The sequence below is a fragment of the Streptomyces agglomeratus genome, assembly GCF_001746415.1.
Classification (GTDB): Bacteria; Actinomycetota; Actinomycetes; order Streptomycetales; family Streptomycetaceae; genus Streptomyces; species Streptomyces agglomeratus.
In genome coordinates, this window is record NZ_MEHJ01000001.1 from 4017228 (window position 1) to 4040890 (window position 23663).

General features: G+C 68.7%; 20 protein-coding genes and 2 tRNA genes. 10 read left to right on the plus strand and 12 right to left on the minus strand.

Annotated elements, in window-relative coordinates; translation table 11 throughout:
* Positions 1-206 precede the first annotated feature (206 nt).
* Both AS594_RS17400 and AS594_RS17405 read left to right on the plus strand, forming a co-directional pair.
* Positions 207-1958, plus strand: coding sequence for a sensor histidine kinase (locus tag AS594_RS17400; RefSeq protein WP_240509038.1), 1752 nt, complete (start codon positions 207-209; stop codon positions 1956-1958).
* Between the two features lie 25 nt (positions 1959-1983).
* Complete coding sequence (locus AS594_RS17405; RefSeq protein WP_069930576.1) at positions 1984-2643, plus strand: response regulator transcription factor; 660 nt, start codon at positions 1984-1986, stop codon at positions 2641-2643.
* A gap of 68 nt (positions 2644-2711) precedes the next feature.
* Here the strand turns inward: AS594_RS17405 and AS594_RS17410 are convergent.
* Positions 2712-2784: transfer RNA gene (locus tag AS594_RS17410), tRNA-Ala, on the minus strand.
* 162 nt (positions 2785-2946) lie between these two features.
* Here AS594_RS17410 and AS594_RS17415 point away from each other — a divergent pair.
* Together AS594_RS17415 and AS594_RS17420 are read left to right on the plus strand one after the other, a co-directional pair.
* Entirely contained in the window at positions 2947-3495 is a 549-nt protein-coding gene (locus tag AS594_RS17415; protein WP_069927922.1) for a helix-turn-helix domain-containing protein, read from the plus strand.
* A gap of 30 nt (positions 3496-3525) precedes the next feature.
* Positions 3526-4947, plus strand: coding sequence for a protein kinase domain-containing protein (locus AS594_RS17420; RefSeq protein WP_420877794.1), 1422 nt, complete (start codon positions 3526-3528; stop codon positions 4945-4947).
* Between the two features lie 108 nt (positions 4948-5055).
* On the opposite strand, the gene AS594_RS17425 is transcribed toward AS594_RS17420, so the two are convergent.
* The 11 genes from AS594_RS17425 to dnaA form a co-directional block, all read right to left on the minus strand.
* Positions 5056-6432 carry a hypothetical protein gene (locus tag AS594_RS17425; RefSeq protein ID WP_069927924.1) on the minus strand — a complete coding sequence of 459 codons (1377 nt, stop codon included), beginning with the start codon at positions 6430-6432 and terminating at the stop codon, positions 5056-5058.
* Between the two features lie 396 nt (positions 6433-6828).
* Positions 6829-6963 carry a DLW-39 family protein gene (locus tag AS594_RS46185; protein ID WP_003958712.1) on the minus strand — a complete coding sequence of 45 codons (135 nt, stop codon included), beginning with the start codon at positions 6961-6963 and terminating at the stop codon, positions 6829-6831.
* A 361-nt stretch (positions 6964-7324) separates the two neighbouring features.
* Positions 7325-7398, minus strand: a tRNA-Ile gene (locus AS594_RS17430).
* 61 nt (positions 7399-7459) lie between these two features.
* A complete protein-coding gene (locus AS594_RS17435; protein WP_069927925.1) occupies positions 7460-8080 on the minus strand; it encodes a DUF3566 domain-containing protein in 621 nt (206 codons plus the stop codon).
* 93 nt (positions 8081-8173) lie between these two features.
* A complete protein-coding gene (gyrA, locus tag AS594_RS17440) occupies positions 8174-10822 on the minus strand; it encodes a DNA gyrase subunit A (protein WP_069927926.1) in 2649 nt (882 codons plus the stop codon).
* A 49-nt stretch (positions 10823-10871) separates the two neighbouring features.
* Positions 10872-12953, minus strand: a complete 2082-nt coding sequence (gene gyrB / locus AS594_RS17445; protein WP_069932659.1) for a DNA topoisomerase (ATP-hydrolyzing) subunit B — start codon at positions 12951-12953, stop codon at positions 10872-10874.
* Positions 12954-13234: 281 nt separating this feature from the next.
* Positions 13235-13819 (minus strand): DciA family protein, encoded by a 585-nt coding sequence (locus AS594_RS17450; RefSeq protein WP_079144547.1) that lies wholly within the window; start codon positions 13817-13819, stop codon positions 13235-13237.
* Positions 13816-14946, minus strand: coding sequence for a DNA replication/repair protein RecF (gene recF / locus AS594_RS17455; RefSeq protein WP_069927929.1), 1131 nt, complete (start codon positions 14944-14946; stop codon positions 13816-13818). Before recF ends, AS594_RS17450 begins: the two co-directional genes overlap by 4 nt.
* A gap of 34 nt (positions 14947-14980) precedes the next feature.
* Positions 14981-15859, minus strand: coding sequence for a phosphogluconate dehydrogenase (NAD(+)-dependent, decarboxylating) (gene gnd / locus AS594_RS17460; RefSeq protein WP_069927930.1), 879 nt, complete (start codon positions 15857-15859; stop codon positions 14981-14983).
* Positions 15860-15947: 88 nt separating this feature from the next.
* Complete coding sequence (gene dnaN / locus AS594_RS17465; protein WP_069927931.1) at positions 15948-17078, minus strand: DNA polymerase III subunit beta; 1131 nt, start codon at positions 17076-17078, stop codon at positions 15948-15950.
* Between the two features lie 872 nt (positions 17079-17950).
* On the minus strand, positions 17951-19690 hold the full coding sequence (gene dnaA / locus AS594_RS17470) for a chromosomal replication initiator protein DnaA (RefSeq protein ID WP_079148176.1): 1740 nt from the start codon (positions 19688-19690) through the stop codon (positions 17951-17953).
* A 368-nt stretch (positions 19691-20058) separates the two neighbouring features.
* Between dnaA and rpmH the strand changes: the two genes are divergently transcribed.
* The 6 genes from rpmH (at position 20059) to rsmG (ending at position 23518) form a co-directional block, all read left to right on the plus strand.
* Positions 20059-20196, plus strand: coding sequence for a 50S ribosomal protein L34 (rpmH, locus tag AS594_RS41125; protein WP_019707372.1), 138 nt, complete (start codon positions 20059-20061; stop codon positions 20194-20196).
* Between the two features lie 18 nt (positions 20197-20214).
* Positions 20215-20589, plus strand: coding sequence for a ribonuclease P protein component (gene rnpA / locus AS594_RS41130; RefSeq protein WP_079144545.1), 375 nt, complete (start codon positions 20215-20217; stop codon positions 20587-20589).
* Positions 20586-20927 carry a membrane protein insertion efficiency factor YidD gene (gene yidD, locus AS594_RS17475; RefSeq protein ID WP_069927933.1) on the plus strand — a complete coding sequence of 114 codons (342 nt, stop codon included), beginning with the start codon at positions 20586-20588 and terminating at the stop codon, positions 20925-20927. Before rnpA ends, yidD begins: the two co-directional genes overlap by 4 nt.
* Positions 20928-20930: 3 nt before the next feature.
* A complete protein-coding gene (yidC, locus tag AS594_RS17480; protein ID WP_069927934.1) occupies positions 20931-22166 on the plus strand; it encodes a membrane protein insertase YidC in 1236 nt (411 codons plus the stop codon).
* A gap of 15 nt (positions 22167-22181) precedes the next feature.
* A complete protein-coding gene (locus tag AS594_RS17485; protein ID WP_069927935.1) occupies positions 22182-22694 on the plus strand; it encodes a Jag family protein in 513 nt (170 codons plus the stop codon).
* Between the two features lie 107 nt (positions 22695-22801).
* Complete coding sequence (gene rsmG, locus AS594_RS17490; RefSeq protein ID WP_069927936.1) at positions 22802-23518, plus strand: 16S rRNA (guanine(527)-N(7))-methyltransferase RsmG; 717 nt, start codon at positions 22802-22804, stop codon at positions 23516-23518.
* Positions 23519-23663: the final 145 nt, after the last annotated feature.

The following is a 23663-nucleotide window of genomic DNA, read 5'->3' on the forward strand; positions in this document are numbered from 1 at the left end:
ATCACGTCAGGGCCTGCTTGAAGCACGGGTGCCGGGAGACCTGCGGGTCTCCCGGCACCCGTGCGTTGTGCTGTGCGGGCTGTGCGCTGCTTGCCGCGTGCCGCCGCCGGCTTGCCGCGGACGGCCTCCCCCTGTTCTCTTTCGTAGCGGCCGGGCGCGACGAAAGTGCGCGGCGGGCGCCACGGCCCGCTGCCTAGAGTTCGGCCGTGGACGTGTCTTCGAAGATCAGAGCCTCGCGACGGTGGCTGGCCGGCCCCGACCCCTGGCCGGGGCGCCGCATCGCGGGCGAGAGCGTCCTCGCCGTCGTGCTCGCGCTGCTGGCGGCCGGGATGCAGGAGCTGCTGGGCAGCACCGGACTCGCGCAGGCCGGTACCGCCCTCGCCGTCGCCGTACTGTCGCTGCTGCGCCGCCGGCTGCCCGCGAGCGTACTGGTCGTCTCGGGCGGGGCGGCGGGCGTACTGGGCGGGTTCGCGCCGCTGCTGATGGTCTCGGGGTGGTCCGCGGGACGCCGGATCCCGGGCGCCGGGCGCGCGCTGGGGGCTTTCACCGCGTCGTACGTCCTGACCATCGGCATCGGGGTCGCCCTGGAGTGGCCGCGGTTCTCCCCGCTGTCACTGATCATGTTCAGCACCCTCTACTTCCTCGCGACGACGGTCGTGCCCGGCCTGGCCAGCCGCTACTGGACCCAGCGCCGCACCCTGCTGCACGCCCTCCAGGACCACAACGCCCAACTGCTGCGCGAGCGCGCCATGGTGGCCGGGCAGGCGCGGCTGCGTGAGCGGCAGCGGATCGCGCAGGACATGCACGACAGCCTCGGCCACCAGCTGGCGCTGATCTCCGTACACACCGGAGCGCTGGAGGTCGACCCCGCGCTGACGGACCGCCAGCGCGAAGGGGTCGGCGTGCTGCGGAACGCCTCCGTGGCCGCGATGCACGAACTGCGCGAGGTCGTCGGCATCCTGCGCGACGGCGTGGAGCGGGAGGAACCATCGCCCGCCCCGGGCCCCCCGCCCGGCGAGGACCCGTACCCGGCGGCCCGGGGCGCGGCGGGCATCGAGGGCCTGGTGGCGGCGGCGCGGGCGGCCGGCAACAGCGTCGACCTGCGGCGTTCGGGCGACCGGCGGCCACTGGCCGCCGCCGCCGACCACGCGGCGTACCGGATCGTCCAGGAAGCGCTGACCAACGCGTACAAGCACGCGCCGGGCGCCGCGATCACCGTCGAGCTGCGGTACGAACCGGACTCGCTCGTCGTCGAGATCGCGAACGGCCCCGCCCCGGCGGACCCGGAAGACGTCGTCAGCGGCGGGCAGGGTCTGACGGGGCTGCGCGAACGGGCCCGGCTGGTCGGTGGCATGGTCCACGCGGGACGCACCGAGAGCGGGGGATTCCGCGTGGCCGGGGTCCTGCCGTACGGCACCGACGGCCTCCCCCCGGCCAAGGTCGCGGCGGCGGGCGCGGCACACGCGCCTTTGGTCGATGCGCGGGACGACTTCCGGCAGCAGTCGCCGTCGGTCCCTCTGGGCAACGCTGGTCCCGTCATGGACTGGACCGCTGTGCAGAGGGAGCTGAACATGAGCGGCGGACGCGGAAGCAGGGCCGGCGGGATCGCACTGGGCTGCGGGATCGCGGCAGGAGCACTGGTACTGCTGATGGTGGTGGGCGGGTTCGCTCTGTTCTTCCTCGTCGGCTCGGTGGACAAGGGCATGATCGAGCCGGCCCAGTACGAAGCGGTGAAGGTCGGCACGTCGGAGGAGAAGGTCCGCGACAAGCTGCCGAGCGGGGACTCCTTCATGACGTCGGGCCTTCAGGACAGCGGGCCCGCGAAACCGGAGGGATCCGAGTGCCTGGTCCTCGCGTCCTCGGAGTACGGCGACAGCCTGACGTCGGAGCCGGTGTTCCGCTTCTGCTTCCGGGACGGCAAGCTGATCGAGAAGAAGTCGTACGACGTCGAACAGTAGATGAGCGGCAGCTGTGGGAGAGAGCGTGACGGTTCCGCACATCAGGGTTGTGATCGCGGACGACGAGCCGCTGATCCGGGCGGGGATCCGGATGATCCTCACCTCGGACCGGGGCATCGAGGTCGTGGCGGAGGCGGCCAACGGCCGCGAGGCCGTCGACCTGGCACGCGTGCACGCACCGGACGTGGTGCTCCTCGACCTTCAGATGCCGGTCATGGACGGGCTCACCGCGCTCGCCGAACTGGGCCGGGCGGTACCCGCGGCGCGCGTCATCGTCCTGACGACGTTCGGCGAGCGGGAGAACGTACTGCGGGCCCTGGAGAGCGGCGGCGCCGGCTTCCTGCTGAAGGACTCGGCACCGGCCGAGCTGATCCGTGCGGTACGGGCCGCCGCGGCCGGGGACGCCTACCTGTCACCGGGGGCGACCCGGCACGTCGTGGAGCAGCTCGCCTCCGGACGGGCCCCCGCCCGCGCCGAGGAGGCACGGCGGCTGGTCGCGGCGCTGAGCGGGCGGGAACGGGACGTGCTCGCCCTGCTCGGCGAGGGCCTGTCCAACGCCGACGCCGGCAAGCGGCTGCACATGAGCGAGGCCACCGTGAAGACGTACGTCAGCCGGATCCTTGCGAAACTGGGCTGCGAGAACCGCGTACAGGCAGCACTTCTGGCCCGGGACGCCGCCCTGTAAACGACGCCCCGCGAACGAGAAATGCCCCTCTGACCTGGCAAAACAGGCCAGAGGGGCATTCTGTGCAGTGGAGCCTAGGAGATTCGAACTCCTGACATCTGCCTTGCAAAGGCAGCGCTCTACCAACTGAGCTAAGGCCCCGGGAACGGGTGGAGGCGACCGGTCGCAACCGCGCCGTGGCCACCGCCGCAGAACAGAGTACCGGGTGTACCCCCAGATCCTGCAAAAGGATTGGGACTCCCGGTCCGCGACCACGCTCCGTAAGATGCTCGGCGAGGTTCGCAGCAGCGAAGGGGAGACGCAATGGACGCAGCGCAGCAAGAGTCGACGGCCAGAGCCAGAGAGCTACAGCGCAGTTGGTACGGGGAGCCGCTGGGGGCGCTCTTCCGTCGGCTCATCGACGACCTGGGCCTGAATCAGGCCAGGCTCGCGGCGGTGCTCGGCCTGTCCGCGCCCATGCTGTCCCAGCTGATGAGCGGCCAGCGAGCCAAGATCGGCAACCCGGCCGTGGTGCAGCGCGTCCAGGCTCTGCAAGACCTGGCCGGGCAGGTCGCCGACGGCAGCGTCAGCGCCGCCGAGGCCACCGACCGGATGGAAGAGATCAAGAAATCCCAGGGCGGCTCCGTGCTCAGCAACACCAGCCAGACCACGGCAAGTTCGGGCGCGCCGACCGTGCGGCGCGTGGTGCGCGAGATCCAGTCGCTGCTGCGCTCCGTGGCGGCGGCCGGCGACATCATAGACGCGGCGGACACCCTCGCCCCGACGCACCCGGAACTGGCAGAGTTCCTCCGGGTGTACGGCGCCGGGCGAACCGCGGACGCGGTCGCCCACTACGAGGCGCACCAAAGCTGAACGGGCGGACCGGGGAGCGGGCACAGCGCAATGGGTGAGATCTTCGCTGGTCGGTACGAGCTGATCGACCCCATCGGGCGCGGTGGGGTGGGCGCGGTCTGGCGGTCCTGGGACCACCGGCGCCGCCGGTACGTGGCGGCCAAGGTGCTCCAGCAGAGCGACGCCCACACGTTGCTGCGCTTCGTGCGCGAGCAGGCCCTGCGGATCGACCACCCCCATGTCCTCGCTCCGGCCAGCTGGGCCGCGGACGACGACAAGGTGCTGTTCACCATGGATCTGGTGAGCGGCGGTTCGCTGGCGCACCTGATCGGCGACTACGGTCCGCTGCCGCCCCGGTTCGTCTGCACCCTTCTCGACCAGCTCCTCTCCGGTCTCACGGCCGTCCACGCCGAAGGTGTCGTGCACCGCGACATCAAACCGGCCAACATCCTCCTGGAAGCCACCGGCACCGGGCGTCCGCACCTGCGGCTCTCCGACTTCGGCATCTCGATGCGCAAAGGCGAGCCCCGTCTCACCGAGACCAACTACGTGGTGGGAACGCCGGGTTACTTCGCGCCCGAGCAGCTGATGGGCGCCGAGCCGGACTTCGCGGCCGACCTGTTCGCGGTCGGCCTGGTCGCCCTCTACCTGGTGCAGGGTCAGAAGCCCGATTCCCGGGCGCTGGTGGAACACTTCGCGACGCACGGCACACCGAGTGCCCCTCAGGGCATCCCCGAGCCGCTGTGGCAGGTCATCGCCGGGATGCTCCAGCCCGACCCCCAGGCCAGGTTCCGTACGGCGACGGGCGCCCGCAAGGCACTGACCGCGGCCGTCGAGATGCTGCCCGAAGCGGGCCCCGGCGAGGAGCCGGTGGAGGTCTTCGACCAGATCGGCCCGCTCCCGCCCGGCTTCGGACCCGAAGGACCCGCCGGACCCGCGCCGCGCGGCCCCCGGAGCCACAAACCGGACCACCACGGACTGGATCACCACGGACCGGACCACCACGGACCGGATCAGCACAGCCAAAGCTCCGAGCCGGGCCCCGCAGCCGGCGGCGGCCACACCGAGGGCCACACCGACGGCCGGCAGCCTCACGCCGTACCGCAGCCGTCGCGCATGTCGGAGACGGGCAGCTTCCACCTGGCGCCGCCACCGCAGCAGTCTCCACACCATCCGCCCCGGCAGCCCGAGCAGCCCCCGCCGCCGCACCCGGCGCAGCCCTACACGCCCCCCACCGCCGCACCGGCACCGGCCCCCGCTCCCTTTCCCGCACATCTGCCCTCCCCCATACCGCCGGGCCACGAAACCCCTCCCAGGTTCCGCAGGCCGCGGCGCAGTACGAACAAGCCCTCACTCGTCCATACACCGCTCAGCGGCCGGAGGTTCCCACTCCACAGGCCCCGACCGTCCCGCGAGGCGCACACACCCCCGTACAAGCCCCCCGCAAGCGGCCGGGACCGCCCCCGAAGGTGACGGTCCCGGTGCTGCTGCTGGCGCTGGCCTGCTTCGCGGTGGGCATCTGGGCCCTGACCCAGAGCTGAGCCGAAGCCGCGCCGGAAGGCCCCCGGAAGCCCGGCCGCCCTACCAGGCGGCCGGAGGCCCGTACTGTGCAGGCGCCCCACTGTCATGCCCGGGACCGGCACCCCCGGGAGCTCCCGGACCGGCGGCTTCCCCGGCCCCGGCCCCCGCCGCCGCACGCCGCCTGGCGACCAGCGTCCACACCGCGAGCCCGAGCACCAGCACGGTGCCCGCCCCGATCCCGGCCGCCGCGACGAGCCGCATCGTGTCGCTCCTGGCCGCCGTGGGCGTACTCAGCCCGTCCTCCGCCGCGCTCAGGTCCTGGCCGGTGACCTGGAAGTCACCCGCGGCACCTTTGTAGGCGGGCGCGCCCTTCTTGTCGTTCTCGACGTTCAGCCGCAGTGAGAGCCCGAGTGCCTTCGGCCCGAACTCCTTCGCCACCTCGGGGCTCAGACTGACCCTCAGGTAGTACCAGCCCGCGAACCGCATCCCGTTGACGTCCTCGGACGAGTCGAATCGGTTCTCGTACGCCACGGGCGGCAGCGGATCGAACGCCGACGACTTCTGCTTGCCGTCGTACGACACGTCGGTCGCGCTGTCGACGAGCCCCCGCGCCGGGTTGTACAGGGCCATGGTCAGCGCGTTGGAGACATAGCCGTCACCCGCCGTGCTGCCCAGATCGGCGCTGGCGAACAGCTGCTGCCCCCAGTCGACCGGGACTTTGTAGAACAGCGTCTCGCCCGGCTTGATCCGGTCCCGCCACTCGCCGTCCTTCAGCCCGGTCGCACTGTAGAAACTCGTCCCGCCCCTGCGGTCCCGAGCCTCACCGGCAGGCGGCGCGGGCGAGCTGCTGGGCCAGTCCTCGGGCGCCTCGGTCGCCCCGCCGGCGCCGACGCCCGGCTCCGTCTGATGCCGGATCTCCAGCTCCCACGGCTCGCTCGACGAGGAGGCGGCACTGGTCCGCTCGATCAGGGCGTAGTACGTGTTGGCGTCCTGGCAGGAGCTGCGGTCCTTTTCGACCGTCCGGTGCGCGTAGGCGCCGATCGGCCGCGCGAACTCCGCCGAGCCGAACCGCGCGGTGTTGTAGCTGCACGAAGAGCCGTCGCGGTCCTGCAACGTCACCTTGAGCTCGTCGGCGTACCCCACCTTCGTCCCCGGCTTGGGCACCGCCATCGCCGAAACATAGGCGTTGGACGTCGCGTCGAGCTCCAGGCGGTAGAACAGCTTGCCGCCCGGTTTGATCGAGTCCCGGTACGTCCCGCCCGGCTCCAGCCGCCGCGCGTCGGTGTTGGTGGCCGTCCCCCCGGCCGGCTTCGCCGACGGTTCATAGGCGTACGGGGCGGGCTCACCCGCCGCCCGCGCCTGCGTCGGCACCGCCACCACCGTGCAGAGCGCCGCCACCACGGCCGGCGCCACCCTGCCCCTGCTGCGCTGCCTCATCGCGCGCCCACCCCTCGTCGTCTCCTCGGCCGCCCCGCACCGCGCCGCATCCCCACGCCGCATCCCCACGCCGCGTCGCTACGAGCAGAGACCTCGCGGCCGGGGACTACACGCCGCCCGCCGCCGACGGCCGCAGTGCCGGTCCATCCTGCCCCGCCGGCCCCGCGACTGTCTGCGCGGACCGCCCCCTCATCCTTGCCACACTCTCCCGCCCTTTGCCCAAGCAAGCTAGTAATTTGCTCGGGTGAATTCAAGGAGGGTCGCCGTCATGGATCGGCAAAGACCGACCACGGCCCGTCCAGAGTCCCCGAAACGCACACGCCGGACAGCACAAGCCGGACAGCACAAAGCCCCGGACGCTGAGCGACCGGGGCCAGGCTTTCGGACTACTGGGTCTCACACACCCGAACCTGCGGGCACGGAGTCAGTCGCCTCCGTCCACAGATCCTGCTCGGCGCGATCCGCCTGGATCTGGCGGTACACGAGGAGCCCGCCGATGGCGGCCAGTGCGACCAGGAGAAGCTTCTTCACCGCGCGACCTCGTCTTTCCTTGACGTAGGAGACTTCTGGCGCCCGACTATACACACCGACCGATACCGATCGGTGACCTAGCCACCCGCCCAACTCACGCGCGCCACCCAGCAAAGGCCCGGCAGATCATTTCGGTCCGCGGAGCCCTCGACCTGGCGTCCACGGCCGCCCCCGACCGGCGGGAGGTTGCCGTTGGAGGGTTGCCGTCGGAGGTGACCCTGTTTCACGTGAAACAAGCCAGCGCGCGATTCCGTGTGCGGGTAAGAGCCTGCGTGGGCCTGGGCCCCCACGGGCGGCGCGACAAATGTAGAAGGCCGGCAGATCCTGAGATCTACCGGCCTTCCGACCTTGCGGTCCGCGGTGGGGCTAACAGGATTTGAACCTGTGGCCTCATCCTTATCAGGGATGCGCTCTAACCAACTGAGCTATAGCCCCGCGCTGCCCCTGAAGATTAGCGCACCTCGGGGGCAGTACCAAAATCGGTTCCGCCGGCTTCCTACTCGTCCTCGGCGAGCGTCAGCTCGACGCCGCCGACGAAGCCCGCCGACAGGTTGTAGATGAACGCGCCGAGCGTCGCGAGCGCCGTGGCGAGCACCACGTCGATCATCGCGATGACCGAAGTGAAGATCAGTACCCGCGGCAGCGAGAGGAAGGACTGGAGGTCGAAGCCGTTGCTCTCGTTGGAGCCCGTCGCCTCGCTGATCGTCCCGCCCACCGTGGAGAAGACGCCCATCGCGTCCATCACCATCCACAGCACCGCCGCCGCCACCACCGTGCAGATGCCCAGCGCGATGGAGAGCAGGAAGCTGACCTTCATCACCGACCACGGGTCGGCCTTGGCCACCCGCAGCCTCGCCTTGCGCGTACGCGGCGTCGTACGCGCCCCCGTACGCGGCAGACGCACCGCGGCGGCACCCGGCTGCTGCCCGGCCCGCTGCGCCCCACCAGGCGCCACTGCGGCACCGTGCGCACCATCGCCCTGCGGCGAGGGATACGCCTGCGGCGGGTGATACGGCTGAGCCTGGCGGCCCTCGCCCTGCGGCTCACGCTCACCCGGCAGCGGTCCGCTCCCGTACCCGTCGTACCCCTGAGCCTGAGGCCCTCGCGTATCGGTCACAGTCCCCCCCTGGGAGTCCGCGGCAGAGCCACGGGCACCGGGTGCTCCAGATTCAGAAGCGGCCGCTCCGGCGCCCGTGGCTCCACTCACGCTTTACTCCTCGTGCTCACCGGCCGAAGGCGCTGCGCCCTCGGCGGATTCGGCAACCTCGACGGCTTCGGTCGCCTCGACCGCATCGCCTTCGACCTCGTCGATGTCGGCCCCCTCGGGGCCTTCCACCTCTTCGGCCTCGCGACCGGCCTCGGCATTACGAGCGATACCGACGACGGCATCGCGCTTGCCCAGGTTGATCAGTTGGACGCCCATGGTGTCACGGCCCGTCTCCCTGACTTCGTTGACTCGCGTACGAATCACACCACCGCCGAGCGTGATGGCGAGGATCTCGTCCGTCTCCTCCACCACCAGCGCGCCGACCAGCGATCCCCGGTCCTCCACGATCTTGGCGGCCTTGATACCCAGACCACCGCGACCCTGGACCCGGTACTCGTCGACAGGGGTCCGCTTCGCGTACCCGCCATCGGTGGCGGTGAACACGAACGTACCGGCCCGGACGACATTCATCGAGAGCAGCTCGTCACCTTCGCGGAAACTCATGCCCTTCACACCCGAAGTCGCACGGCCCATCGGCCGCAGCGCGTCGTCGGTCGCCGTGAAGCGGATCGACTGCGCCTTCTTGCTGACCAGCAGCAGATCGTCCTCGGCCGACACCAGCTCCGCGCCGATCAGCTCGTCGTCGCTGCCGTCCGCGGTCTCCCGCAGATTGATCGCGATGACGCCGCCCGAACGGGGCGAGTCGTAGTCCTTCAGGGACGTCTTCTTCACCAGGCCGCCCTTGGTGGCCAGGATCAGGTAAGGCGCCGCCTCGTAGTCACGGATCGCGAGGATCTGCGCGATCTGCTCGTCCGGCTGGAAGGCGAGCAGGTTCGCGACGTGCTGCCCGCGCGCGTCCCGGCCGGCGTCCGGAAGCTCGTACGCCTTCGCCCGGTACACCCGGCCCTTGTTCGTGAAGAACAGCAGCCAGTGGTGCGTCGTCGACACGAAGAAGTGGTCGACGATGTCGTCTTCCTTCAGCTTCGTACCGCGCACGCCCTTGCCGCCGCGCTTCTGCGACCGGTAGTCGTCCGTCTTCGTACGCTTCACATAGCCGCCACGCGTGATGGTGACGACGATGTCCTCCTCGGCGATCAGGTCCTCGATGGACATGTCACCGTCGAAGGGCACCAGCTTGGAACGGCGGTCGTCACCGAACTTGTCGACGATCGCGGCCAGTTCCTCGCTGATGATCTGCCGCTGACGCTCCGGCGAGGCGAGGATCGCGTTGTACTCGTTGATCTTCGCCTGGAGCTCGTCGTGCTCCGCGACGATCTTCTGACGCTCCAGCGCCGCCAGCCGGCGGAGCTGCATCTCCAGGATCGCGTTCGCCTGGATCTCGTCGATCTCCAGCAGGCCCATCAGGCCCTCACGCGCCACGTCGACCGTCTGGCTTCGGCGGATCAGCGCGATGACCTCGTCGATCGCGTCCAGCGCCTTGAGCAGACCGCGCAGGATGTGCGCCCGCTCCTCCGCCTTGCGCAGACGGAAGCGCGTACGCCGGACGATGACCTCGATCTGGTGCGTCACCCAGTGCCGGATGAACGCGTCCAGCGACAGCGTCCGCGGCACACCGTCCACCAGCGCCAGCATGTTGGCGCCGAAGTTCGTCTGGAGATCGGTGTGCTTGTACAGGTTGTTCAGCACGACCTTCGCGACCGCGTCCCGCTTCAGCACGATGACCAGGCGCTGACCGGTACGCGAAGACGTCTCGTCACGGACGTCCGCGATGCCGCCGACCTTGCCGTCCTTCACCAGGTCGGCGATCTTCTGCGCCAGGTTGTCCGGGTTGGTCTGGTACGGAAGCTCCGTCACCACCAGGCACTGGCGGTTCTGGATCTCCTCGACCGCCACCACCGCGCGCATCGTGATCGAGCCGCGGCCCGTCCGGTACGCCTCCTCGATGCCCTTGCGGCCCACCACCAGCGCGCCGGTCGGGAAGTCGGGGCCCTTGATGCGCTCCATCAGCGCGTCCAGGAGCTCCTCGTGACCCGCGTCCGGGTTCTCAAGGAACCACTGCGCGCCCGCCGCCACCTCCCGCAGGTTGTGCGGCGGGATGTTCGTGGCCATACCGACCGCGATACCCGCCGAACCGTTGATCAGCAGGTTCGGGAAGCGCGCCGGCAGAACCGTCGGCTCCTGGTTGCGGCCGTCGTAGTTGTCCTGGAAGTCGACGGTCTCCTCGTCGATGTCCCGGACCATCTCCATGGCCAGCGGCATCATCTTGCACTCGGTGTACCGCATCGCCGCGGCCGGGTCGTTGCCCGGAGAACCGAAGTTGCCGTTGGAGTCCACCAGCGGCATGCGCATCGACCAGTGCTGCGCCAGGCGCACCAGGGCGTCGTAGATCGAGGAGTCGCCGTGCGGGTGGTACGTACCCATGACGTCACCGACGACACGGGCGCACTTGTAGAAGCCCTTCTCGGGCCGGTAACCGCCGTCGTACATCGCGTACAGCACACGGCGGTGGACGGGCTTGAGACCGTCCCGCACGTCGGGCAGCGCACGCGACACGATGACGGACATCGCGTAGTCGAGGTACGAACGCTGCATCTCCGTCTCGAGCCCCACGGGCTCGACACGCATGCCCACGCCCTCGACGGGCGGCACCTCTTCGGGCGTCACGGGGACAGGGGTGTTCTCGTCGGCCATTGCTGGTCAAAGTCCTTTCGAGCTGCGGCTGGTGGCTTGCACGGCCGACTCAGATGTCGAGGAAGCGGACGTCCTTGGCGTTGCGCTGGATGAACGAGCGCCGCGCCTCGACGTCCTCACCCATCAGCACCGAGAACAGGTCGTCGGCCTGCGCCGCGTCGTCCAGGGTCACCTGGCCGAGAACCCGGTGGTCCACGTCCATCGTGGTGATGCGCAGCTCCTCGGCGTTCATCTCACCGAGACCCTTGAAGCGCTGGATCGAGTCGTCCCTGATCCGCTTGCCGTTCTGCTTGCCGAGCTCGACGAGCGCGTCGCGCTCACGGTCCGAGTACGCGTACTCGAAGTCGTCCCGGCCCCACTTGATCTTGAACAGCGGCGGACGCGACAGGTACACGTGACCTGCCTCGACCAGCGGCCGCATGAAGCGGAACAGGAACGTCAGCAGCAGCGTGTTGATGTGCTGACCGTCGACGTCGGCGTCCGCCATCAGAATGATCTTGTGATAGCGGAGCTTCTCGATGTCGAAGTCCTCGTGCACACCGGTGCCGAACGCCGAGATCAGCGCCTGGACCTCGGTGTTCTGGAGGATCTTGTCGATCCGCGCCTTCTCGACGTTCAGGATCTTGCCGCGGATCGGCAGGATCGCCTGGTACATCGGGTTACGGCCCGACTTCGCCGAACCACCGGCGGAGTCACCCTCGACGATGAAGATCTCGCACTTCGTCGGGTCGTTCGACTGGCAGTCGGACAGCTTGCCCGGCAGCGACGCCGACTCCAGCAGACCCTTGCGACGCGTCAGATCACGCGCCTTGCGGGCCGCGACGCGCGCCGTGGCCGCCTGGATCGCCTTGCGGATGATGTCCGCGGCCTCGTTCGGGTTGCGGTCGAACCAGTCGTTGAGGTGCTCGTGCACGACCTTCTGCACGAAGGTCTTCGCCTCCGTGTTGCCCAGCTTGGTCTTCGTCTGGCCCTCGAACTGCGGCTCGCCCAGCTTCACCGAGATGATCGCCGTCAGACCCTCGCGGATGTCCTCACCCGCGAGGTTGTCGTCCTTCTCGCGCAGGAACTTCTTCTCGCGCGCGTAACGGTTCACCAGACCCGTCATCGCCGCACGGAAGCCCTCCTCGTGCGTACCGCCCTCATGCGTGTGGATCGTGTTCGCGAAGGAGTACACACCCTCCGTGTACTGCGAATTCCACTGCATCGCGATCTCGACCGAGAGCATGCGCTCCTTGTCCTCGGCCTCGACGTCGATGACGGTCGGGTGGATGAGCTCACCCTTGCGCGAGTTCAGGTACTTCACGAAGTCGACGATGCCGCCCTCGTAGTGGTACGTGACCGTCCTCGCCGGCTGCTCCGCCGCCGCCTCGGCGTCGGGGTCGTCGGCGTTCATCGTCGCCTTGGCCGACTCGCGCTCGTCCGTCAGCGTCAGGGTCAGACCCTTGTTGAGGAAGGCCATCTCCTGGAAGCGGCGCGCGAGCGTCTCGAAGGAGTACTCGGTCGTCTCGAAGACGTCCGGGTCCGCCCAGAACGTCACGGTCGTACCGGAGTCCTCGACCTGCTCGTGCTTGGCGAGCGGGGCCGTGGGCACACCCAGCTTGTAGTCCTGGGTCCAGCGGAAGCCGTCACGCTTGATGTCGACCGAGAGCCGCGTCGACAGCGCGTTGACCACGGACACACCGACACCGTGCAGACCGCCGGACACGGCGTAGCCGCCGCCGCCGAACTTGCCGCCCGCGTGCAGGACCGTGAGCACGACCTCGACGGCCGGCTTCTTCTCGACCGGGTGCATGTCCACCGGGATGCCGCGCCCGTTGTCGACGACACGCACACCGCCGTCGGCCAGGATCGTGACGTCGATCGTGTCCGCGTGCCCGGCGAGGGCCTCGTCGACGGAGTTGTCGACGACCTCTTGCACAAGGTGATGAAGTCCACGCTCACCGGTCGAGCCGATGTACATGCCGGGGCGCTTGCGGACCGCGTCCAGACCCTCGAGGACGGTAATCGCGCTGGCGTCGTACGACGAGGAGCCCTGCGGGGCAGCCTCGCCGATCTCACCGGCATCAGTGGACGGAATGTTCTCGTTGGGGTCGCCGGAATCGGCCACGAAGCGCCCTTTCTGGCACAGCACGAGCCGAGACCGCGACAAACGGGACCGGCTGCGTCGTTCTGTATAAGTCGACGGATCCCGCACGCGGGCGGGATTGTCCACCAGTCTACCGGTAGCGCGGACACTCATGGGGGTTTGCCGGTACCTGAGTACCCATGTGCCGTCCTGAACCGGCGCCGTCCGACTCCCCATATCCGGGAAGGGGCTCCAAGAGGCTCACACGGGCATCCAGCGCTTCCGGCTGTCAAGCACCCGCCACCGTGAGCGACACCTCACGCGGACACCCGCTCGCCGGCCGCTTCTCATCCGTACGTATCCCCGGGGCCCGTACTCCCCGGAGCCCGCAGCGCGCCGAAACGGCGCGGCGGACCACCCGGCCCCCAGATCTTGATCATCCGCACCGTGTCCCGGCCCAGATCGGCGTTCAGCCGCGTCAGCAGCTCCCGCTGCATCAGCCGCAGCTGCGTCGCCCACGCCGTCGAATCGCACTGCACCGTGAGAACCCGCTCGTCCTCGTCGTAACGCTGCGGCACACAGTGCTTCGCCAGATCCCCGCCCACGATCTCCGGCCACCGGCCCATCACACCGCCGACCGCCATCGGCATCTCCCAGCCGCGCTCCGTCTTCAACCGGTCCAGCGCGGCCCCCAGCGCCAGCGGGTCACGACCGTCCGCCCCCGAACCCGACCGCAGCCCTCCACCACGCCTGGCCTGCTTCTTCTGCTGCGCCGCCGCACCCCGCGCCCGCGCCTGCTCCTTCGCCGCACGCAACGCCACCCGCGCCAGATCCACACCCGACGACTCCGGCGCCCTCGACGGCTCGGGCACCCTCGGCTGCTCCTGCGGCAGCTCCCCGCTCAATCCACCCGGACCACTGAGCCCGCTCATACCCGCGCCACCTCGCCGCCGGACACCATGTACCGCGCCCCCGCCAGCACGCCCGGCACATCGTCATCCACCGCGGCCGTCACCAGCACCTGCTCACCCGGCGCCACCAACTCCGCCAACCGCTCCCGCCGGCGCGCGTCCAGCTCGGCGAAGACGTCATCGAGCACGAGCACCGGCTCATTGCCCTCGCCGCGCAGCAGATCGTACGAAGCAAGCCGCAGCGACAACGCGTACGACCACGACTCGCCATGGCTGGCATAGCCCTTCGCCGGCAGCTGCCCCAGCTTCAGCACAAGATCGTCCCGGTGCGGACCGACCAGCGTCACACCCCGCTCGATCTCCTGCTTCCGCGCCTGTGCCAACGCCGCCAACAGCAGCTCGTACAACTCCTCACGCGTCTGATCAGCGGTTACGCCGCCGCCAACCGAACTCCGGTACTCCAGCAGCACCGGGCCCCCGCCCGGCGCCAGCTGCTCGTACGCCTTGTCCGTCATCGGCTGCAAGGTCGCGATCAGGTCCAGCCGCTGCGCCAGCAGCTCCGCACCCACCTGCGCCAGATGCTGGTCCCACACGTCCAGCGTCGACATGTCCATCGACCGGCCACCGTGCCGACGCGCCATCGCCGCCGACTTCAACAGCGTGTTCCGCTGCTTCAGCACCCGCTCGTAGTCCGACCGCACCCCCGCCATCCGCGGCGACCGCGCCGTAATCAGCTCGTCGAGGAACCGGCGCCGCTCACCCGGATCGCCCTTCACCAGCGCCAGGTCCTCCGGCGCGAACAGCACCGTCCGTACGATCCCCAGCACATCACGTGGCTTGACCTGCGACGACCGGTTGATACGCGCCCGGTTCGCCCGGCCCGGATTCAGCTCCAGCTCCACCAGTTGCTGCCGCTCGCCCTGCGTCACCGCGGCCCGGATCACCGCCCGCTCCGCGCCCATCCGCACCAGCGGAGCGTCCGAGGCGACACGGTGGCTGCCGAGGGTCGCCAGGTAGCCGACCGCCTCGACGAGATTCGTCTTGCCCTGCCCGTTCGCCCCCACGAACACGGAAACGCCCGGATCGAGAGGGACCTCGACCCGGGCGTACGAGCGGAAGTCGGCCAGCGACAGATGCGTGACGTGCATGGCGTGCGCCGACCTTCTCCCAGCTCTGAACTGCTTACTTCTTCGACTCGACCGCGTGACCACCGAACTGGTTGCGCAGCGCGGCGATCATCTTCATCTGCGGGGAGTCGTCCTGACGCGACGCGAAACGCGCGAACAGCGACGCCGTGATCGCGGGCAGCGGCACCGCGTTGTCGATCGCCGCCTCGACCGTCCAGCGGCCCTCACCCGAGTCGGCGGCGTACCCGCGCAGACTCTCCAGGTGCTCGTCGTCGTCCAGCGCGTTGACCGCCAGGTCCAGCAGCCAGGAACGGATGACCGTGCCCTCCTGCCAGGACCGGAAGACCTCACGCACGTCCGTGACGGAGTCGACCTTCTCCAGCAGCTCCCAGCCCTCGGCGTACGCCTGCATCATGGCGTACTCGATGCCGTTGTGAACCATCTTCGCGAAGTGCCCGGCACCGACCTTGCCCGCGTGCACCGAACCGAAGTCACCCGCCGGCTTCAGCGCGTCGAAGACCGGCTGGACCTTCGCCACGTTCTCGGCGTCGCCCCCGTACATCAGCGCGTAGCCGTTCTCCAGACCCCACACACCACCGGAGACGCCGCAGTCGACGAAGCCGATGCCCTTGAGGCCCAGCTCCACCGCGTGCTTCTCGTCGTCCGTCCAGCGGGAATTCCCGCCGTCCACGACCACGTCGCCCGGCTCCAGCAGCTCGGCCAGCTCGTCGATCGTGGACTGGGTCGCGGCACCGGCCGGAACCATCACCCACACCACCCGCGGGCCCTTGAGCTTGGCCACGAGCTCCTCGAGGCTGTGGACATCGGCGACGTCCGGGTTGCGGTCGTAACCGATGACGGTGTGGCCTGCGCGGCGAATGCGCTCGCGCATGTTGCCGCCCATTTTGCCGAGGCCGACGAGACCGAGCTCCATCAGAGATTCCTTAAGCGTTGTGGCGATTCGTACCCGCGACCGAGCCTACGCCCGGCCGCGGAGGTCCACCCGGGGGCCGCCGAGGCCGTCAGCCCGAGAGCCGCACCGGCATGATCAGGTACTTGTACGCCTCGTCCGCCTCGGCATCCACCGCGGGCCTGCCGCTGAGCAGCGCCGGCTTCGTGGACGTCGTGAAGGACAGCTGGGCGACCGGGGAGTCGATCGCGCTCAGGCCGTCCAACAGGAAGGTCGGGTTGAAGGCGATCGAGATGTCGTCGCCCTCCAGGTTCGCGTCGACCCGCTCCACAGCCTGTGCGTCGTCGCTCGAACCCGCTTCGAGGATCAGTACGCCCTGCTCGAAGCTGAGGCGCACCGGAGTGTTCCGCTCGGCGACCAGCGCCACACGCTTGACGGCCTCGACGAACGGCGCGGTCTCGATGACGGCGATCGAGTTGAACTCGGTCGGGAAGAGCGTCCGGTACTTCGGCAGGTCGCCTTCCAGCAGCCGCGTGGTCGTACGCCGGCCGGCACCCTCGAAACCGATCAGCCCCTCACCGGCGCCCGAGCTGGACAGCGCGATGGTGACCGTGTCACCGCTGGTCAGCGACTTGGCGGTGTCCAGCAGAGTCTTGGCGGGCACCAGCGCGACGGCCGAGGCCTCGGGGTCCTCGGGCTTCCACATGAACTCGCGGACCGCGAAGCGGTAGCGGTCGGTGGAGGCCAGCGTCACTCGCTCGCCCTCGATCTCGATGCGGACACCGGTCAGCACGGGCAGCGTGTCGTCACGGCCGGCGGCGATGGCCACCTGGGCGGCGGCGGAGGCGAAGACCTCACCGGGGACGGTGCCCGTCGCGGTCGGCATCTGCGGCAGCGCCGGGTACTCCTCCACAGGAAGGGTGTGGAGTGTGAACCGGGAGGAGCCGCAGACCACGGTCGCCCGTACACCGTCTGTGGAGATCTCCACCGGCCGGTTCGGCAGGGCGCGGCAGATGTCGGCGAGGAGCCGGCCGGAGACGAGAACGGTGCCGTCCTCCTCCACGTCCGCCTCGACCGAGACGCGGGCCGAGACCTCGTAGTCGAAGCCGGAGAGGCTCAGCGCGCCCTCCTCGGCCTTCAGAAGAAGGCCCGCGAGAACGGGGACCGGCGGACGGGCCGGAAGGCTGCGAGCCGTCCAGGCCACCGCCTCCGCGAGTACATCGCGCTCAACCCGGATCTTCACCGGAACCGCCTCCTGCTTGTTGCTGGCTCGCCCTGCTGGCCGTCGTGGTCTGGGGTCGTCTGGCTGTGTTGCCGGGGACCAGTCTGACGCACGGCACCGACAGTCGGTGCGGCTCGGGGTCAAGTCGTGGCGAGAGGCGTCGCCGGCTCCGGGGCCGAGTTGTGCACAGGGCCCTCTTCCAAGCGATTTCCGGGCTAACTCTTAGTGGGAGTAGTAGTAGGGCCTGTGGAAACGGTGGATAACCCCGTTTGCGCAGGTCAGCCCCACTTTTTTGTCCACCGCGCCTGTGGGCGGAGCCGGTGGACAACTCGGTGTTTCTGTGGACGCGCGAAAGTTACACACACGGGGTGCACAGGCAGGGGTGACTTCTCCCCAGCGCTGTCCCCAGCTTTACCCATGTTCCCCACAGCCCAACCAGCCTCCTTGGTGTGACCGCTTTCACTCGGGCCGGTGAGGGCGCGTGTTTCGTTGCCGAACAGTGGACAGAGGTGTGGATTAGCTGTGCACAAGACGGCCCAGCCTGTGGGCCGCCGGTGGACAACCAAGATCCGCCCCTGTGGACAAAATTTCCGTCCACAGCCTGTGGATGAAGGTTGACCACAAATCCACAACCACCTGACCTGGGGTGATGAAGTCTCAGGAACCGCACCTGTGGACCCAGTCTGGACAACTTCGCGGTCCCCAGGGTGTGGACGGAACATCCTGCCCTGTTCTGTGGAGAACAGGGCCCCGCGGGCACGTATTCGAACACCGCGAAGACACCTCGAGGACACCGCGCAGGCGCGGAACGGCGAAGGGCGCCCGGGAAGTACGTCCCTGGGCGCCCTTCGGAGCGTGATGTGGAGCCTGCCTGAAGCCGCTCCCGTGCCGTGTCAGCCGTTCTTGATGCGGTTCGTGAGCTCGGTGACCTGGTTGTAGATGGAGCGGCGCTCCGCCATCAGGGCACGGATCTTGCGGTCGGCGTGCATCACGGTCGTATGGTCGCGGCCGCCGAACTGAGCGCCGATCTTCGGCAGCGAGAGGTCCGTGAGCTCGCGGCACAGGTACATCGCGATCTGCCGGGCCGTCACGAGCACGCGACTGCGGGACGACCCGCAGAGGTCCTCCACCGTCAGCCCGAAGTAGTCCGCCGTCGCCGCCATGATGGCGCTCGCCGTGATCTCGGGAGACGCGTCCTCACCGCCGGGGATCAGGTCCTTGAGCACGATCTCGGTGAGGCCCAGATCGACCGGCTGCCGGTTGAGCGACGCGAACGCCGTCACCCGGATCAGCGCGCCCTCCAGCTCGCGGATGTTGCGCGAGATGCGGGACGCGATGAACTCCAGTACCTCCGGAGGGGCGTTGAGCTGCTCCTGGACCGCCTTCTTGCGGAGGATCGCGATACGCGTCTCCAGCTCCGGCGGCTGCACGTCGGTGGTCAGACCCCACTCGAACCGGTTGCGCAGCCGGTCCTCCAGGGTCACCAGCTGCTTGGGCGGGCGGTCCGAGGACAGCACGATCTGCTTGTTGGCGTTGTGGAGCGTATTGAAGGTGTGGAAGAACTCCTCCTGCGTCGACTCCTTGCTCGCCAGGAACTGGATGTCGTCGACGAGCAGGATGTCCACATCGCGGTAGCGCTTGCGGAACGCGTCGCCCTTGCCGTCGCGGATGGAGTTGATGAACTCGTTCGTGAACTCCTCGGAGCTCACATAGCGCACGCGCGTGCCGGGGTAGAGGCTCCGCGCGTAGTGCCCGATCGCGTGCAGCAGGTGCGTCTTGCCGAGCCCCGACTCCCCGTAGATGAAGAGCGGGTTGTACGCCTTCGCCGGCGCCTCGGCGACCGCTACGGCGGCCGCGTGCGCGAAGCGGTTGGACGAGCCGATCACGAAGGTGTCGAAGAGGTACTTCGGGTTCAGGCGCGCGTGCGGCTCGCCGGGGCCCGGGGCCGGGGCCTGCGCGGCCAGGGGGCCGGGGGCGCCACCGCCGCCGGACTGCATGGAGGAGCCGGGGCCGCCGCGGTGCGGGGCCTGCTGGTCCTGGTGGTCGCGGCGCTCGGGCCGCTCGTGACGCGGCGGCTGGTCGTAGTGGGGCTGCTCGTACTGCTGGTGTTCGGGTGCCTGCTGCCGGTAGTCGTGCTGCTGCGGGCGGGTGGCGTACGGGTCGCGCTCCTGGAATCCGCCGAGGCGGGGCTGCTGCCAGCCGTGGTTCTCCTGCTGGCGGGACCAGGAGCCCTGGTCGTGGCGGGGCTGGCGGTAGTCCGGGTACGCCGGCCTGGCGGTCGGAAGGTCGTCGGCCTGCGGGCGGTGCCCGTACGTGTCGTACGACTCGTGCTGGGGCTGCTGCTGCGGGGCCGGCTCGGCAGCCGAGTCGTCGACGGTGATCGCGATCCGGATCGGCCGGCCGCACTCGCGGCTCAGCGTTTCGCTGATGAGCGGCGCGAGGCGGCCTTCGAGCACCCTCTTGCCCCACTCGTTGGGGACGGCGAGCAGCGCCGTGTCGGCGACCAGGGCGAGCGGCTGGCAGCGCTCGATCCACTGTTTGTCCTTGGGCTCGATGCCCTGCTGGCCCTCTCCGAGGAGGTGCTCCAGCACGCGTGGCCACACTGCGGCAAGATCGGCAGGTACGTCAGCCACAGGGCACGCGCTCTCTCACAGGTCCCACGAAGGTGTGGTTCTTGGGACGGGATGGGAAGGACAGGCAAGGACACAACGGATAAGAATCCAAGTTCATGCACGGTAGTCGCGGGTCCTTGCGTGCATCAAGTTGTTGTCCACAGCCTGTGCACAGTGGACCCTGGTGCCCGGTCGGTTTGACCGGATGGCGTAGCCGCGCGTACCGTGACCAGGTCGAGTTGTCGATGGCTGCTGCCGCCTGCCTCCGATGGGCAAAGATCACGGTCTGTGATCGTGAAGCGGTGCACACGGGCGTTGCGAGCTTCCTCGTGGGCGCACGGTGACAGCCAGGCGATGCCCCGCCACCACACCACTTCTGGAGCCCCCGAGTGAGCAAGCGCACCTTCCAGCCGAACAACCGTCGTCGCGCCAAGACCCACGGTTTCCGTCTCCGCATGCGGACGCGTGCCGGTCGCGCCATCCTGGCGACTCGCCGTGCCAAGGGCCGCACGCGCCTTTCCGCCTGATCACCTACAGGTCATGACGTGCTGCCTACCGAGAATCGGCTGAGGCGGCGCGAGGACTTCGCGACCGCGGTACGCCGAGGACGCCGGGCCGGACGCCCGCTCCTCGTCGTACACCTGCGAAGTAGCGGTGCAACGGACCCGCACGCGCCTGGGGAGAGCGTTCCCCAGCCGCGTGCGGGTTTCGTCGTCAGCAAAGCCGTTGGCAACGCTGTCGTACGGAACGTGGTGAAGCGCAGGCTTCGCCACCTGGTCCGGGACCGTCTGTCGGAGCTGCCCCCCGGTAGCCTGGTTGTCGTACGGGCATTGCCCGGATCAGGCGATGCCGACCATGCACAGCTGGCCCGAGACCTGGATGCCGCACTTGAGCGGCTGCTGGGAGGGGGCGCGCGATGAAGTACCCGCTGCTGGCTCTGATCAAGCTGTACCAGTGGACGATCAGTCCGTTGCTCGGGCCTGTCTGCCGGTACTACCCGTCGTGCTCCCACTACGGGTTCACCGCCATCGACCGGCACGGTGCGGTCAAGGGCACGGCCCTGACCGCCTGGCGCATTCTGCGGTGCAATCCGTGGTCGCCGGGCGGTGTGGACCATGTCCCGCTGCGCAAGCGTCCGCGTTGGCACGAAGCGCTGCGCCATGCGTGGAGCGGCGACCGCGGCAGCAAGGGCGGGCAGCACTCCGCCGCTGAGATCAACCCGGCCGCAGAGACCTCGCCCAATGCTCAAGGAGCCTGATTAGTGGACACGATTGCCAGTCTGTTCAGCTTTATCACCACCCCAGTTTCCTGGGTCATCGTCCAGTTCCACACGATGTACGGGGCCCTCTTCGGACCGGACACGGGCTGGGCCTGGGGTCTGTCCATCGTGTCCCTCGTGGTGCTGATCCGGATCTGCCTGATCCCGCTGTTCGTCAAGCAGATCAAGTCGACGCGTGGCATGCAGGCGCTCCAGCCTGAGATGAAGAAGATCCAGGAGCGCTACAAGAACGACAAGCAGCGTCAGTCCGAAGAGATGATGAAGCTGTACAAGGAGACGGGTACCAACCCGCTGTCCTCGTGCCTTCCCATCCTGGCGCAGTCGCCGTTCTTCTTCGCCCTGTACCACGTGCTTTCCAACATCGCCTCGGGCAAGACCGTGGGCGTGATCAACGACGAGCTGCTGGCGAGTGCGCGTGAGGCGCACATCTTCGGTGCTCCGCTGGCCGCGAAGTTCACGGACAGCGCGGCGAAGATGGAGAGTCTCAACGCCTCGCTGTTCGATGTCCGCGTCGTCACCGCGCTCATGATCATCCTGATGTCGGCGTCGCAGTTCTACACGCAGCGCCAGCTGATGACGAAGAACGTCGACCTGACGGTCAAGACGCCGTTCATGCAGCAGCAGAAGATGCTGATGTACATCTTCCCGGTCATGTTCGCCGTCATGGGCATCAACTTCCCCGTCGGTGTCCTCGTCTACTGGCTGACCACCAACGTGTGGACCATGGGTCAGCAGATGTACGTGATCCACGGCAACCCGACTCCGGGAAGCAAGGCTCAGGCCCAGCTGCTGGAGCGGATGCAGAAGTCGATCGTCAAGCACGGCAAGGTCCGCCGTCGGAGCGAGCGCAACGTGATCAAGCAGATCGCCGCCAAGGGCCGTGAGCGCAACGAGGCGGAGCGCAAGTTCGTCAAGGGTCTTGGCATGGCGCGGCTGACGGTGCAGCTCGACGGCACGGTGGCGAAGGGCGAGCCCGAGGTCGAGGCCGAGGACGGTACGACGCCGGATTCCGGCCCGAAGCGGCAGCAGCCCAAGCGTCTGACCAAGGCGCAGCGTCAGGCTGCCGCTGCCGAGTCCGCGGCGAAGCCCTCGCTCCAGAAGGAAGAGCAGGACGACAAGCCCAAGACGGCCGGCAAGCCTTCTTCCGGTTCCGCACGTCAAGCCAAGTCCGGGCAGCGCAAGGGCCAGCAGCGGCCCAAGCACCCGTCCAAGAAGTAATAAGGAGTCCATCCCGTGACGGAAGGCACCACCTCCGTGGCCGCTGAGGGTAGCGACACCCTGACCCGCCTCGAGCAGGAAGGGGAGATCGCGGCCGACTACCTTGAGGGTCTGCTCGACATCACCGACCTCGACGGCGACATCGACATGGACGTCGAGGCCGACCGGGCCGCCGTGTCGATCATCAGTGACACGGGCAGCCGTGATCTCCAGAAGCTCGTGGGCCGTGACGGCGAGGTGCTGGAGGCGCTTCAGGAGCTGACGCGTCTCGCTGTGCACCGTGAGACCGGGGACCGCAGCCGGCTGATGCTGGACATCGCGGGTTTCCGGGCCAAGCGGCGTGAGGAGCTCGCCGAGATCGGCGCGAAGGCCGCGGACGAGGTGAAGGGTTCCGGTGCGCCGGTGAAGCTGGACCCGATGACGCCGTTCGAGCGCAAGGTCGTGCACGACGCGATCGCGGCCGCTGGTCTGCGCAGCGAGTCCGAGGGCGAAGAGCCGGAGCGCTTCGTCGTCGTACTCCCGGCCTGATCGGCCTTGTTTGTCTGTCGGCCCCGTCTGTTCGCAGGCGGGGCCGATCTTTGTCAGCCTGTTAGTCAGCCATCAGTTCGGTAGCGCGGTACGGAAGGACGGTCCCCGTGACGGAGGAAGCAGAGCTTCCCCAGGCGCCTGAAGAGGCACGTGCGGTATTCGGTGAGTTCTTTCCAGCGGCCGTCCGGTACGCGGAGCTTCTCGCGGACGCCGGCGTCAAGCGGGGCCTGATCGGCCCTCGCGAGGTGCCGCGGCTGTGGGAGCGGCACTTGCTGAACTGTGCGGTGCTCTCCGAGGTGGTGCCGGAGGGTCTCACGGTCTGCGACGTGGGTTCGGGTGCCGGGCTTCCGGGAATTCCGCTCGCCCTGGTGCGCCCGGATCTGAAGATCACGCTGCTGGAGCCGCTGCTGCGGCGTACGAACTTCCTTCAGGAGGTCGTCGAGCTGCTGGGTCTGGATCACGTGACGGTGGTGCGCGGCCGGGCGGAGGAGGTCCTCGGGAAGCTGCCTCCGGTCCATGTGGTGACGGCGCGGGCTGTGGCACCGCTGGACCGGCTGGCGGGCTGGGGAGTTCCCCTGCTGCGTCCGTACGGGGAGATGCTGGCCCTCAAGGGCGACACCGCCGAGGAGGAGCTGAAGAGCACCCGTTCCGCGCTGAGCAAGCTCGGTGTGGTGAAGACCGAGGTGCTTCAGGTGGGCGAGGGTGTGGTCAATCCGCTGTCCACGGTGGTGCGTGTGGAGGTCGGGGAGAGTCCTGGCGGGGTGCGGTTCGCGGCCAAGCGGGCCAAGGCGGCGCGGCCGTCACGTACGCGTCGGCGCCGTTGATCTGCCCTTTTTATCAGCGATGCTCCATACAAGCTGCCATACGTACGCACTGCGGAGTGTCGTGAAGATGTAGGTGCACTGCCGGTGCATCGTGTTTCACGTGAAACGTCGCTCTCTGCTGCATGGAATCATCAGCCGCGGTCGT